15 protein-coding genes and 1 tRNA gene are annotated in these 13,216 nt (G+C 63.6%); 11 read left to right on the plus strand and 5 right to left on the minus strand.

Annotated features, from left to right (window positions below; all coding sequences use genetic code 11):
• The first annotated feature begins 91 nt into the window (after positions 1–91).
• The 8 genes from gnd to CFR72_RS02320 all read left to right on the plus strand — a co-directional run bounded on the left by gnd (position 92) and on the right by CFR72_RS02320 (position 7,126).
• A complete protein-coding gene (gene gnd, locus CFR72_RS02285) occupies positions 92–1,093 on the plus strand; it encodes a phosphogluconate dehydrogenase (NAD(+)-dependent, decarboxylating) (protein ID WP_110912450.1) in 1,002 nt (333 codons plus the stop codon).
• Between the two features lie 112 nt (positions 1,094–1,205).
• Positions 1,206–2,738 carry a glucose-6-phosphate dehydrogenase gene (gene zwf, locus CFR72_RS02290; protein WP_110912451.1) on the plus strand — a complete coding sequence of 511 codons (1,533 nt, stop codon included), beginning with the start codon at positions 1,206–1,208 and terminating at the stop codon, positions 2,736–2,738.
• 19 nt (positions 2,739–2,757) lie between these two features.
• Positions 2,758–3,585 (plus strand): Cof-type HAD-IIB family hydrolase, encoded by an 828-nt coding sequence (locus CFR72_RS02295; RefSeq protein WP_110912452.1) that lies wholly within the window; start codon positions 2,758–2,760, stop codon positions 3,583–3,585.
• Between the two features lie 27 nt (positions 3,586–3,612).
• Positions 3,613–4,455: a Cof-type HAD-IIB family hydrolase gene (locus CFR72_RS02300; RefSeq protein ID WP_110912540.1), complete on the plus strand. Its 843-nt coding sequence runs from the start codon at positions 3,613–3,615 to the stop codon at positions 4,453–4,455.
• Positions 4,455–5,192, plus strand: coding sequence for a 6-phosphogluconolactonase (gene pgl / locus CFR72_RS02305; protein WP_110912453.1), 738 nt, complete (start codon positions 4,455–4,457; stop codon positions 5,190–5,192). The genes CFR72_RS02300 and pgl overlap by 1 nt, the downstream gene beginning before the upstream one ends.
• Positions 5,193–5,289: 97 nt before the next feature.
• Complete coding sequence (gene rpiA, locus CFR72_RS02310) at positions 5,290–5,994, plus strand: ribose-5-phosphate isomerase RpiA (protein WP_110912454.1); 705 nt, start codon at positions 5,290–5,292, stop codon at positions 5,992–5,994.
• Entirely contained in the window at positions 5,991–6,557 is a 567-nt protein-coding gene (locus tag CFR72_RS02315) for a gluconokinase (RefSeq protein WP_110912455.1), read from the plus strand. The genes rpiA and CFR72_RS02315 overlap by 4 nt, the downstream gene beginning before the upstream one ends.
• A 95-nt stretch (positions 6,558–6,652) precedes the next feature.
• The gene (locus CFR72_RS02320) at positions 6,653–7,126 is read left to right on the plus strand and encodes a low molecular weight protein-tyrosine-phosphatase (protein WP_110912541.1); all 474 of its coding nucleotides are present in this window, start codon (positions 6,653–6,655) and stop codon (positions 7,124–7,126) included.
• A 116-nt stretch (positions 7,127–7,242) separates the two neighbouring features.
• On the opposite strand, the gene CFR72_RS02325 is transcribed toward CFR72_RS02320, so the two are convergent.
• The 4 genes from CFR72_RS02325 to CFR72_RS02340 form a co-directional block, all read right to left on the minus strand.
• A complete protein-coding gene (locus tag CFR72_RS02325; protein WP_167400278.1) occupies positions 7,243–8,340 on the minus strand; it encodes an NADH:flavin oxidoreductase/NADH oxidase in 1,098 nt (365 codons plus the stop codon).
• Positions 8,341–8,483: 143 nt separating this feature from the next.
• Positions 8,484–8,560, minus strand: a tRNA-Asp gene (locus tag CFR72_RS02330).
• A gap of 131 nt (positions 8,561–8,691) precedes the next feature.
• The gene (locus CFR72_RS02335; RefSeq protein ID WP_110912457.1) at positions 8,692–9,225 is read right to left on the minus strand and encodes a carboxymuconolactone decarboxylase family protein; all 534 of its coding nucleotides are present in this window, start codon (positions 9,223–9,225) and stop codon (positions 8,692–8,694) included.
• 208 nt (positions 9,226–9,433) lie between these two features.
• Positions 9,434–9,976: a peroxiredoxin gene (locus CFR72_RS02340; RefSeq protein WP_110912458.1), complete on the minus strand. Its 543-nt coding sequence runs from the start codon at positions 9,974–9,976 to the stop codon at positions 9,434–9,436.
• A gap of 134 nt (positions 9,977–10,110) precedes the next feature.
• On the opposite strand from CFR72_RS02340, the gene CFR72_RS02345 reads away from it, so the two are divergent.
• The 3 genes from CFR72_RS02345 to CFR72_RS02355 all read left to right on the plus strand — a co-directional run bounded on the left by CFR72_RS02345 (position 10,111) and on the right by CFR72_RS02355 (position 11,989).
• On the plus strand, positions 10,111–11,079 hold the full coding sequence (locus CFR72_RS02345; RefSeq protein ID WP_110912459.1) for a hydrogen peroxide-inducible genes activator: 969 nt from the start codon (positions 10,111–10,113) through the stop codon (positions 11,077–11,079).
• A 90-nt stretch (positions 11,080–11,169) separates the two neighbouring features.
• Positions 11,170–11,295, plus strand: coding sequence for a type B 50S ribosomal protein L36 (ykgO, locus tag CFR72_RS02350; protein ID WP_003617324.1), 126 nt, complete (start codon positions 11,170–11,172; stop codon positions 11,293–11,295).
• A 13-nt stretch (positions 11,296–11,308) separates the two neighbouring features.
• Entirely contained in the window at positions 11,309–11,989 is a 681-nt protein-coding gene (locus CFR72_RS02355; protein WP_110912460.1) for a tetratricopeptide repeat protein, read from the plus strand.
• A gap of 255 nt (positions 11,990–12,244) precedes the next feature.
• Here the strand turns inward: CFR72_RS02355 and CFR72_RS02360 are convergent, their stop codons facing one another.
• Complete coding sequence (locus tag CFR72_RS02360; RefSeq protein ID WP_110912461.1) at positions 12,245–13,210, minus strand: peptidoglycan -binding protein; 966 nt, start codon at positions 13,208–13,210, stop codon at positions 12,245–12,247.
• Positions 13,211–13,216: the final 6 nt, after the last annotated feature.

Consider the following 13,216-nt stretch of genomic DNA (forward strand, 5'->3'; position numbering starts at 1 on the left):
CGGTGGTGGGGTGGATGTCCGCGCCGTCGCCCGCGCCGCATGGGCCGGGCGCGCGACGGGGCAGGATTTTACAGCAGGAGTATCAGTTATCATGCAAATCGGTATCGTCGGCCTGGGCAAGATGGGGGGGAACATCTCCGTCCGCCTGACGCGTCATGGCCATGACGTGGTCCTTTTCGACCGGGATCCGGAAGTGGTGTCCAAGGTCGGCGCACGCGCCGAGGCCGGGAAGACGAAGCCCGCCACCGGCCTGAAGGACATGGTGGGAAAGCTGACGGCGGATCGCAAGATCATCTGGCTGATGCTGCCCGCCGGTGAGGTGACGGAGGCCGCGGTCAAGGAACTTGGCGGCCTCCTGGGCAAGAACGACATCCTGATCGATGGCGGCAATTCGTTCTACAAGGACGATATCCGCCGTGCCGCCGAACTGGCGAAAAAGGGCATCCATTACGTCGATGTCGGCACGTCGGGCGGCGTGTGGGGGCTGGAGCGCGGCTACTGCATGATGTACGGCGGCACCAAGGACGCCACCGACCATATCGACCCGATCCTGCGCGCGCTGGCGCCGGGCCTGGGCGATGTGCCGCGCACGCCGGGCCGTGACAAGCCGGGCATGGACCCGCGCGCGGAGCTTGGCTACCTGCATTGCGGCCCCGCCGGGTCGGGCCATTTCGTCAAGATGGTCCATAACGGCATCGAATACGGCATCATGCAGGCCTTTGCCGATGGCTTCGACGTCATGAAGTCGAAGAACTCCACCGCCCTGCCCGAGGACCAGCGGTTCGAACTGAACATGCCCGACATCGCCGAGGTCTGGCGTCGCGGCAGCGTCGTGTCGTCGTGGCTGCTCGACCTGTCGGCGCAGACGCTGGCCAACAATCCCGACCTGTCGAACTACAAGGGCGACGTCGCGGATTCGGGCGAGGGTCGCTGGACCATCGAGGCCGCGATCGAGGAAGCGGTGCCGGTGCCGGTCATCACCGCGTCGCTGTTCACGCGCTTCCGCTCGCGCACGGGCAACAACTATGCCGAGAAGATGCTCTCGGCCATGCGCTTTGGCTTTGGCGGCCATATCGAGGGGACGAACAACTGACGCGTCCCGCGTCTGAGCGCACGCCCGGCTGCCATGATCGAGACGGCAACAAAAAGACCGCAGGCTGGCGGCCGGGTTTCTACTGGATGGAAACGGATCATGGAGCAGCCTGATGGAAAACATCGTCGCATCGGCATCATCGCAGATTGGCGACGTGGGGCATGAAAACACCACGCGTCGCAGTCCCCCCGGTACATTTGTCATCTTTGGCGGCGGCGGCGACCTGACGCGCCGCCTGCTGATCCCCGCGATCTACAACCTTGCCTGCGCGGGGCTGCTTGATGACCATTTCTCGATCGTGGCCGTTGACTGGACCGACATGTCCACCGGCCAGCTTCAGCAGAATTTCCATGACGCGCTGAAGAACTTTGTCACCAGCCGCGCGACCGAGGCCGTCGCCCTGCGCGAGGATGTGTGGGAATGGATGCGCACGCGTATCCGCTACATCCGCGGTTCGTTCGAGGACGAGGCGACCTATGCCCAGATCGCCAGGGAAGTGGGGGAGGAGAACTGCATCTTCTACCTTGCGGTGGCGGCGCGTTTCTTTGGCGCGATCGTGGACAGGCTTGGCCATAGCGGCCTTGCCCATGAAACCGACGGCATGTTCCGCCGCGTCATCATCGAAAAGCCCTTCGGCAGCGACCTTGCCTCCGCCGTGGCGCTGAATGCGCGCCTGCTCAAGAGCCTGCGTGAACGCCAGATCTATCGCATCGACCATTATCTGGGCAAGGAAACGGTGCAGAACATCCTTGCGCTGCGGTTTTCCAATGGCTTCTTCGAACCGTTGTGGAACCGCGACAATATCGACCATGTCCAGATCACGGCCGCTGAAACCGTGGGCGTCGAGCAGCGGGCCAAATTCTATGAGGGCACGGGGGCCGTGCGCGACATGGTGCCCAACCATGTCATGCAGCTTCTGGCGATGACGGCGATGGAGGCCCCGACCTCCTTCGACGCCGACGCCGTGCGTGACGAGAAGACCAAGGTGCTCAAGGCCATCCACACCGTCGGGCGCGAGGACGTGGTGCGCGCGCAGTACGGCGCGGGCAGCATCAGGGGCGAACCTGTCGTCGGATACCGCGAGGAGCCGGGGATCAATCCGAATTCCCGCACCGAAACCTATGTCGCGATGAAGCTGCGGATTGATAACTGGCGCTGGGCCGGGGTGCCGTTCTATGTCCGCACGGGCAAGCGCCTGGCGGCGCGCAAGACGGAAATCGCCATCCATTTCAAGTCCGCGCCCTATGCCCTGTTCCGCGATACGCCGGTGGAAAAGCTGACGCCGAACATCATGATGCTGCATATCCAGCCCACCGAAGGGGTGACGATGCAGTTTTCCGCGAAAATCCCCGGCCCCACGGTGCATCTGGGCGGGGTGCGGATGAAGTTCGACTATTCCGAATGGTTCAGCGAAGGGCCGAGCACGGGGTATGAAACCCTGATCTATGACTGTATGATCGGCGATGCGACGCTGTTCCAGCGCGCCGACAATATCGAGGCCGGATGGCGGGTGGTCCAGCCCGTGCTGGAATGGGAACGCGATCCGGGCTTCCTGCATTTCTACCCCGCCGGTTCGGAGGGGCCAAAGGCCGCCGACGACCTGCTGGCCCGCGATCACCGGCACTGGCTCAGGATCGGGTCATGAGACACAGGATGACACACGCATGACAGCAAAACGCCCGCCGTCCGACAGGATCCGCCTTGTGGTTTCGGATATCGACGGCACCCTTGTGCCCCAGGACAAGAGGGTGACGCCGGATGTGCTGGCCGCCGCACAGGCCCTGCGCAGGGCGGGCATCGCGCTGTGCCTCGTCAGCAGCCGTGGCCCCGTGGGGATGCAGCCGTTCCTCGGGCCGCTGGGCATTGACCGCCCGATCGCGGCGCTGAATGGCGGGCTGATCTGCACCCCCGACGGCAAGATCATGTCGCGCCATTCGCTGGCGCCGGAGACCACGCGTGAGGCGGTGGAGGAACTGCTGTCGCGCGAGGTCGATCCGTGGCTGTTCATTGATTACGAATGGCTGGTGCGCGACGGCAGCACGCCGCAGGTCCGGCATGAGGCGGAAGTGGTGAAGACCATTCCCGTCGTCGCCCCCGACCTGTCGCGCCATTACGAAGGTGTGGGAAAGATCATGGGTGTCTCCACCGATGCGGCGCGACTGCGCACGGTGGAGCGCGAACTGAGCGTGCAGCTTGCCGGGCGGGCGAATGTCCACCGCTCCTCCGAATGGCTGGTCGATGTCACCCATCCGCTGGCGAACAAGGGCCATGCCGCGCGGGAGCTGGCCGCCCTGATGGGGATTGATATTCACGAAGTGGCCTGCATCGGGGACATGAACAATGATATCCCGATGCTTGATGTCGCCGGTGTGGCCATCGCGATGGGCAACGCCCCGGCGGAGGTGCAAAAGCACGCCCATTTCGTGACGGACGCCAATACGCATGATGGCTGGGCGCGGGCGATGGAACGTTTCGTCCTGCCCCGGGCCTGATGTCAGATGACGCAGAAGGAGAAGGTTATGCAACCAGTGGGAACACAGGCGACACCGGCCACGGGCCAGCAGATACGCCTGGTGCTGGCCGATGTCGATGGCACACTGGTCACGAAGGACAAGATCCTGACCCCGCGTGCGATCCGCGCGGTCGAACGCCTGCGGGAGCGCGGCATCCTGTTCGCCATCACCAGCGGACGTCCCCCCAAGGGGATGGAGATGCTGATCAAGCCGCTGAAGATCGACGAACCGATCGCAGGCTTCAACGGTGGCATGATGGTGCGGCCGGATTTTTCCGTGATCGAGGCACGGACCCTGACGGCCGACGTCGCGCGCAGGGTGATCGGCATCATCCGCGATCACAAGGCCGACCCGTGGGTCTATAACGGCAATGACTGGATCGTCTCCGACATCAAGGCGCCGCATGTCGCGCGCGAACAGTGGACGGTGAGATTCCCGCCAAAGGTCGGCGTGATTGGCGAGGAACTGGACCAGGTGGTCAAGATCACCGGCGTCAGCGATGACCTCGACCTGATGAAGCGGCTGGAACATGACCTGCAGCAGGCGCTGGGCGATACGGCGTCCGCCGCCCTGTCGCAGCCGTACTATGTCGATGTCACCAACCGCGACGCCAACAAGGGCGGCGTGGTCATGACGCTGGAGCGGCTTCTGGGGGTGCCGGCGTCCCAGATGGTGACCCTGGGCGACCAGCCCAACGATGTGCTGATGTTCCGCAAGAGCGGGATGTCGATCGCGATGGGGCAGGCCAGCCCCGAAGTGCAGAAACAGGCGACCTATGTCTCCACCTCGTGCGAGGAGGAGGGATTCGCCAACGGGATCGAGAAATACGTGCTGGGGGATGCGAACTGATGGGCGGGCATGACGTCAAGACGGGCGAGATGATCGTCCTTGCCGATGGGGAAGCGATTGCCCAGTACATGGCAAAATGGCTGACGCAGCAGGCGCTGGCGAAAAAGGACGGTCCGTTCGTCCTTGCCCTGTCGGGGGGATCGACGCCGAAACGGCTGTACCAGATTCTGGCGTCGGAGGAATACGCCGGACGCTTCCCGTGGGCGAATACGCAGTTCTTCTTTGGCGATGAACGATTCGTCCCCGCCGACGACCCGGCCAGCAATTACAACATGGTCGAGACGGAGATGCTCGAACATGTGCCGGTGCCCATCGGCAACATCCACCGCATGCCGACCTCCGGCGATCCGGCGGCGGCGGCGGCGCAGTACCAGGCCGAACTGCAGAAGGTCTATGGCGCGGATACGCTGCAGCCGGGACGCCCGCTGTTCGATGTCGTGATGCTTGGCCTGGGCGACAATGGCCATACCGCGTCGCTGTTCCCGCGCCAGCCCGTGCTGCAGGAACGTAAATTATGGGTGTCCACCTGCGTGCCCGACGATGCGCCGCATACGCGCCTGACCCTGACCTATCCCGCCATCCATTCCAGCCGCCATGTGGTGTTCATGCTGGCATGGGCGGCGAAGAAGGATGCCTTTGCAAAGGTGCGCGCGGGGGACCCTGCCGAACCGGCCAGCCACATCACGACCGAGGGCGAACTCATCTGGCTTCTGGACAAGGCGGCCGCCGGGCAATAATCCAGCCTTGTCGGGCAGTCGTGACCGCACGATACAAACAATAACGAGGGGCCGCCGCATGGATGCGAAACGGCCCACGCGGGGAGGAGACAGGGCAATGTCAAGCCAGGGTGGCGATCCAAGGGCGAAACTCAAGCGTCAGGCCGCGATCGAGGCCGCGTCCATGGTGCAGGATGGCATGGTGGTCGGGCTGGGATCGGGCAGCACGTCGGCCTACATGATCGAGGAACTTGGCCGTCGCTGGGCGGAGGGGCTGCGATTCTGCGCCATCCCCACGTCCGAACATTCCGCCGAACAGGCCCGTGCGCATGGCATCAAGCTGGTGACGTTCGCCACCCATCCGCAGATCGACATCGACATTGATGGCGCGGATGAGGTGGAACTCGGCACGCTCAATCTCATCAAGGGGCTGGGCGGCGCGTTGTTTCGCGAAAAGATCGTCGCCGCTGCATCGCGCCGCTTTGTCGTGGTGGTGGATGAAAGCAAGCTTGTCGATCATCTGGGCCATCACGTGCCCGTCCCGGTGGAAGTGACGACCTTTGGCTGGGAAAGCACCGCGCGACAGATCGAGGCCCTTGGCGCGCGCATCACGCAGCGCCTGGACCGCAGCGGGAACGTGTTTGTCACCGATGGCGGCAACATGATCCTGGACTGCCATTTCGGCGCCATCGCCGATTCCGTTGCCCTGGCGCGCCGGTTGCGCGCCATCGTGGGCGTCATTGAAACCGGCCTGTTCATCGGGCGCACGTCCGAAGTGATCGTGGCCGCGCATGACGGGCTGAAGCATCTGGAGCCATCATGACCTCTGCCGTTCTTCAGGATCAGGGTATCCGTCCGCTTGTCCTGGTGATCATGGGGGTGTCGGGGTGTGGCAAGACCACGCTGGCGGCGGGCCTGCACAACCTTCTGGGCTGGCCTTATCAGGAAGGTGACCTGCTGCATCCCAAGGCGAACGTGGACAAGATGGCGGCGGGCATCCCCCTGACGGACGCCGACCGCCTGCCATGGCTGGAACGCTGCCATGACTGGCTGAAACAGCGTGTGGAATCGGGGCAGGGGGGAATCCTGACCTGCTCCGCGCTGAAACGCTCCTATCGTGATATCCTGCGTGCCGATGCGCCGGGGATCGTGTTCGTCTATCTCCAGATTCCGCCGGATGTCCTGCTGGCGCGTCTGGAACGGCGACGTGGCCATTACATGCCGCCAAGCCTGCTGCCAAGCCAGTTGGCCACGCTGGAGCCGCCGACGCCCGACGAACATCCGGTGGTCGTCACGCTGGAGGAGACGCCGGCGGACATGATCGCAAAGACGGTCGGCCTGCTGCGTGAACGTTATCCCGAAAAGGGAGCGCCTGCCTCCGCCTGACCGGAGGGCGCATAATTCAGGAGTTTTTGGGTGTCGCCTTTTTCGGGAGGCGACATTTCCTGAATCTTTTATTCTTATCAATGGATTGTATGGGCATGAAACGCAGGCTGTCGGTCCTGTTCGTCTGCATGGGCAATATCTGCCGCTCACCACTGGCGGAGGCCGCGTTCCGGCAGGCGGCGGCCCGCCATGGGCTGGATGTGCATGTGGATTCGGCAGGGACCGGCAACTGGCATGTGGGTGATCCGCCGGACCGCCGTGCCCGTGCGATGGCGCGCCAGAACGGGATTGATATCGACCGGTACCGCGCCCGCGTCGTGACGGAACGCGACTTTCACGATTTCACCCATGTCATCGCCATGGACCATGCCAATCTGGAGCACCTGTCGCGGATGCGTCCTGCGGATGGCGTGGCGGAGCTGTCGCTGCTGCTGGATCATGTGGCGCATCGCAAGGGCGCGGCCGTGGTCGATCCCTATTACGGCACGGCCGAGGATTTCGCGATCACATGGCGCGATGTCAGCGAAGGGGCCGAGGCGCTGGCCCTGCACCTGAAGACGTGTGGATAGGATAAATCCTTAAAGAATAAAAGTTTTTGGGTGTCGCCTTTTGATCGAAAAAGGCGGCGTCTTTCGAAGCTTTTTCGATCAAAAGCTTCACCAAAAACTTTTAGAAGATAAGGCGCTTATTCCGAACGGTAGCGCTCCAGCCAGTGGGCGTAGGGTTCGGGCAGGACATGCGCCGCATCAGGGCGACCGAGCGCGCGTGCGGCGGCGTACGGCCAGTGCGGGTTTTCAAGGAATGGCCGGCCCAGCATGACAAGGTCCAGCGATTCGTCCGCGATCAGGCTGCTGGCCTGTTCCGGCTTGCTGATGTACCAGCTTGTCGCCACGGGCAGCCCGCTTTCGCGGCGCACGCGCGCGGCGATGGGGGCCATGAAGGCCGGACCCCACGGGATCTTTGCCTCCGGCGTGGAAAACCCGATGCTGACATCAAGGAAATCCAGCCCCAGCGTGCGGAAGTGACGCGCCAGCGTAATGGCGTCCTCCAGCGTTTCCTCGTCATGGCCGTCGAATTCGATCATGCCCAGACGCGCGCTCATCGGCCGGTCTTCCGGCCAGACGGCGCGTACCTCGCTCAGCGTTTCCAGCAGGAAGCGCGCGCGGTTCTCCAGGCTGCCGCCATACAGGTCGGTGCGCTGGTTGGAGTAGGGGGAGAGGAAACTCTGCCCCAGATAGCCATGCGCGAAATGCAGCATCAGCCACCCGAACCCCGCGTCGCGGGCACGAATCGCGCTGGCGACGAAATCCTGCCGGACGCGGGTGATGTCCTCCGGCGTCATGGCGCGCGGCACCTTTGGCAGGTTGGCGCCAAAGGGAATGGCGGAAGGCGAGATGGTCTCCCAGCCACGCGGGTCATCGGCGGCGATATGGTCGTCACCTTCCCACGGGCGGTTCGCGCTGGCCTTGCGCCCGGCATGGGCGATCTGGATGCCCGGCACCGCGCCTGCGTCACGGATGGCGCGCGCGATGGGGCGCAGGGCTTCGGCCTGTGCATCGTTCCACAGCCCGAGGCAGCCCGGTGTGATGCGTCCTTCGGGGGAGACGGCGGTCGCCTCCACCACCACCAGTCCGCTGCCGCCACGGGCAAGCGAGGCGTAATGGACATTATGCCAATCCCCCGCCACGCCATCGACGGCAAGATACTGGCACATCGGGGAGACGGCGATGCGATTGCGCAGGGTGCGCCCCTTGAGGGTATAGGGCGTAAAGAGGTCAGGCATCCGGTCCTCTGACGAGTAGGGAAAGAATGGGATGCCATCCTGCCGCCGATGGGGATGCGATGCAACGAAAGCCATCCATCCGCCACGCATAACAGCGTCACCCGGACCGGCATTGTATTTTTTTTGGGGAATGCACCGTGAAATGGCGCGAGTGACGGGGCTCGAACCCGCGACCTCCGGCGTGACAGGCCGGCGCTCTAACCAACTGAGCTACACCCGCGTAAGCTTTCGGGAAGAAGAAAACCCGAGAACCATTCGGTGGATGGGCAAATAACAGGGTTCGGCAGGTCTGGCAACGCCCTTATGAAAAAAAACGGCATCTTTTTCATGAAGATGCCGTTTTTCCCCCGATCAGGTGGTGGCGGGGGCCTTTGCCCCGTCAAGGGTCACGGCCACGCCATGCACGGTGGCGGCGACACGCACCGCCGTCTGGATCTGTTCGGTCGTAAGGCCCGCCTTGCGCAGGGCATGTTCATGGCTTTCCATGCACATGCCGCACCCGTTGATGGCGGATACCGCAAGCGACCACAGTTCGAAATCCACCTTTTCCACGCCCGGGCGGCCGATCACGTTCATGCGCAACTGCGCCGGCATCTTGGCGTAATCGCCGCCCACCAGATGCACGAAACGGTAATAGACATTGTTCATGCCCATGATCGCCGCCGCCGCCCGCGCGGCGTCCAGCGCCCCGGCCGACAGGGCGTCGGCGAAATGGGCGCGCAGCAGGTCGGTGACCAGCGGGTTGCGCGACGCGATGGCCGACGCCACGAACGTGCCGGCCAGTTGCTGCGGCGTGAGCGTGACGTCATGGGAGAGCGAGCCGAGGTTGAGCTTCAGGTCCTTGGCATAGTCGGGCAGCAGGGATTTGAGCGTATCGAGCGACATGGGAGGATGCCTTGCACTGGTGGGGGAAGGGAGAAGGGGGAACCCGCCCATCCCACATGCCACGCCGCAGGATCGCGGGAAGGGTCCTCATCCCCGGATGTCGCGGGCATGGTGGCGCGCCACGACATCCGGGGATGCGGACATCCCCCGCGCGGCAGGTGCCACGCGGGGGAGCGCCCGGACCGTTCAGGCCCGGGAAAGGGTGCGATCAGGCCTTGATGAAGGCGTCGCCCTTCTTCCAGTTGCACGGGCACAGCTCATCGCTCTGCAGCCCGTCGAGGATGCGCAGGATTTCCTGTGGGTTGCGGCCGACCGACAGGTCGTTGACGCTGACATGGCGGATGACGCCCTCGGGGTCGATGATGAAGGTCGCGCGATAGGCGGCGCCCGCACCCTGCGACATGACGCCCACGCCCTCGATCAGTTCACGCTTGATGTCGGAGAGCATCGGGATCTCGAGGTTCTTGAGGTCCTCGTTGTTCAGGCGCCAGTTCAGGTGCACGAACGCGCTGTCGATCGACACGCCATACACGACGGCGTCGCGGTCCTTGAATTCACCGGCCAGCTTGCCGAACGCCACGATCTCGGTCGGGCAGACGAAGGTGAAGTCGAGCGGCCAGAAGAAGACGACCTTCCACTTGCCCGCGTTGCTTTCGTCCGTAATCTTGACGAACTCGCCCTTCAGGCCCTCGGCCCCGCCGGGAACGGCGTCAAGGCTGAAGCTGGGGAACTTATCACCGACTGTAAGCATTTGAGGAATCTCCCTTGATTCGGTTGGGGATCAGGCAGGCCGCCCGGTGGGGCGCGTCCGATGGGGTATATCTATGACCTTGATGCTGCTATCATGCCAGTGAATAATTCACATATTCATGATCGAATTAGTCGATGATTCCCATGCCCTCCGCACAGCAGTTGCGTTATCTCGTGACCCTTGCGGAACTCCGTCATTTCGGGCGCGCGGCCAAAAGCTGCGCCGTCACGCAATCCACGCTTTCGGCCGGGATCCTGGCGCTGGAACGGCAGATGGATGTGCGGCTGCTCGACCGTGACGTGGGCAAGAAAGTGGTGTTCACCCCCCTGGGTAACGAGGTGGTCGCGCGCGCGCGCCTTGCGCTGGAGGCGTTGCAGGCGGTGCTTGACGTGGCCGTGGCCTCCCACGAACCGATGAGCGGCCTGCTGCGGATCGGCGTCATCCCCACCATCGGGCCGTTCGTCGTGCCCGACCTGATCCGCAGGCTGCGCCAGGGGTTCCCGCGCCTGCGCCTGTCGCTGAACGAGGACCTGACCCATCACGTGCTGGAAAAGCTGGCGCTGGGGCGTCTGGACCTCGTGCTGCTGGCGATGCCGTGCGACTGCGCCGACAGCGAGACATGGCCCCTGTGGCGCGATCCCTTCATGCTGGTGATGCCGGAGATGCACCCGCTGTCGAAACTGTCGGGCGTGCCGGTTGAACGAATCGTCTCCGAACGCATGATCCTGCTGGAGGACGGGCACTGCCTGCGTGACCAGACGCTGGCCCTGTGCCGGCAGGTGCGCGGATGGTCGAACACCGAAGGCGCGGAGGAGGAATTTACCGTCACCTCCCTGCATACGCTGGTGGAGATGGTGGCGGCGGGACTCGGGGTGGCGCTGCTGCCGCATATGGCGGTACAGTCGGGCCTGCTGCGCGATCAGGCGGTTGTGGCGCGCCCTGTGACCGGATGTCAGGCATGGCGCACGATCGGACTTGCGTGGCGGCCGCGTTCGCCACGGATGGGGGATTTCAGGGCGCTGGCCCCGTTCTTCATTCCGCCACATGTCACCGGGGTGGAGGAAAAAGCCCTGCGCATGCCGGTTTCCAGCGGTAAAAAGTAGGATCGGCGCGTCGTTGGAGTTGACTCATCGCGCGGTCAGGGGTATTCGGGCGCCTCTTTGCGGTTATCAGCCGCCAGTGAGGGTCGGATCATGAAAATCAGAAACAGCCTGAAGTCGGCCAAGGTTCGTGACAAGGACTGCCGTGTGGTCCGTCGTCGTGGCAAGGTCTATGTCATCAACAAGAAGAACCCGCGCATGAAGGCCCGTCAGGGCTGATTGCCGGACGGATTTGACCGTCAGGTTCCATATTGATGCGACACAGGGTCGCGTGGGCACCGGGATGAACCGGGGCCTGCGCGGCCTTTTGTCTGTTGTCTGCCTTGGTATGATGGGCATGGCCGCGCCCTGTTTCGCGGCGTCCGCCCCGCCTGCGCCACCGGCCCATCCCGCGCCTGCGGCCAAGGGAACGGATAAGGACAGGGCGGCGAAGGAACCCGGCATCCCCGAGCTTCAGGACGAACTGCGCCACGCAAAGTCGAAACAGGCCGCAAGTGACCTTCTGGCCCGGATCGAGCAGTTGCGCCAGAAGGACATCATCCCCACGACCCGCCTGCTGGTGCGCCGTGCGCAGTCCGACCTTGCGGAGCAGAAGGTCGGCGATGCGCAGGAAGACCTGAACGACGCCCTTGTGCTGCAACCCGGCCTTGAAATCCTGTGGCGCACGCGTGCGCAGGCGCGGTTGGCGGGGGCGGACGCCAATGGCGCGGTGGCCGACCTTGGCGTCGCCCTGCACCATGATGAGCGCGATGTGCTGGCGTGGCAGATCCTGAGCAATGCCGAAGGCGTGCGGGGCGACTGGGGGGCGGCATGGAAGGCGTGGCAGCATGTCCTGACGCTCTATCCCCTGCTCCCCGGCGCGGCTCACCAGACGGAAGACCTGCGGCTGAAGGCATTCGGGCGCCCGACCTGAGGGGACACGCCTTTTCGGGCATGTGCTGTTATTCGGTGAAGGCGGATGAGGTCTTCTTTTTCTGGAAGAAAAAGAAGCAAAAAGACTTCTGAAAAATTAAGGACCTGTTTGAAAAGGCAGGCCCTTCAACATATTGAAATTATAAAAGTTTTTGGTGAAGCTTTTTTCAAAAAGCTTCGGAAGACGCTGCTTTTCTAAAACAGATCCCTCACCGGTCAGGCGCAGGGAAATTCTATCCCCGCGCCTGATGTGCCATTACCGGTCGGTCAGGCGGAATTCGATCCGGCGGTTGCGGGCGAAGGCTTCGGGCGTCGTGCCGTTATCCAGCGGCTGGAAATCGGCAAAGCCCGTGGCCGCAAGGTGACGCGGGTCGATCCCGTCGGCAATCAGCATCTTCACCACCGTGATGGCGCGGGCGGAGGACAGTTCCCAGTTGCTGGGAAAGGCGGTGTGGATCGGCAGGCGGTCGGCATGGCCATCCACGCGCAGGATCCACGGCACCGATGGCGGTATCTGCTGTGCCACCTGCTTCAGCGTCCGGCCCAGCACCTTGATCTGCTTGATGCCTTCTGGCGACAGGTCGGCGCTGCCGACGGGGAACAGCACCTCGCTCTGGAACACGAAGCGGTCGCCCACGACCTGTATCCCCTTGGTATCCTTCAGCACGTCACGCAGGCGGCCAAAGAATTCGGAGCGGTAGCGCTGCAACTGCTCCACCTTGCGCGCCAGTGCGACGTTGAGTTCCATGCCGAGGTTGTCGATCTTGCGATCGCGGTCACGCACCTCGTTCTGGCTGATTTCCAGCGCCGCGCTGACGGCGGCAAGCTGCGCGCTAAGCTGGGCAAGCTGATCGTTCAGGGCGTCCGCCTGATGGCGTGCGCTGTCACGTTCGGCGGCCTGCTGGCTGACCTGTGCCGTAAGCGACGTTTCCGTGGCCTCGTCTGCGGCATGTTCCTTCTGCAGTGTCGCAACCGACTGTTCGAGGGAGCGGTTATGCCCCTGTTCCAGCGAGAGCATCTGGCTGAGATGCGCGACCTCGCGCTGGAGCTGGTCAAGGACCTGCTGGCGCTTGTTCAGTGCGACCGACAGGAAAGCCTGCCCCAGCACGAAGACAAGCAGCACGAAGATGATGACCATCAGGAGCGTGGACAGCGCGTCCACATATCCCGGCCATGCGTTCAGTTCGGAGGCACGGGACTGGCGGCGGGATCGGCGGGCCATGACGGG

The organism is Gluconacetobacter entanii (genome assembly GCF_003206495.1).
Classification (GTDB): Bacteria; Pseudomonadota; Alphaproteobacteria; order Acetobacterales; family Acetobacteraceae; genus Novacetimonas; species Novacetimonas entanii.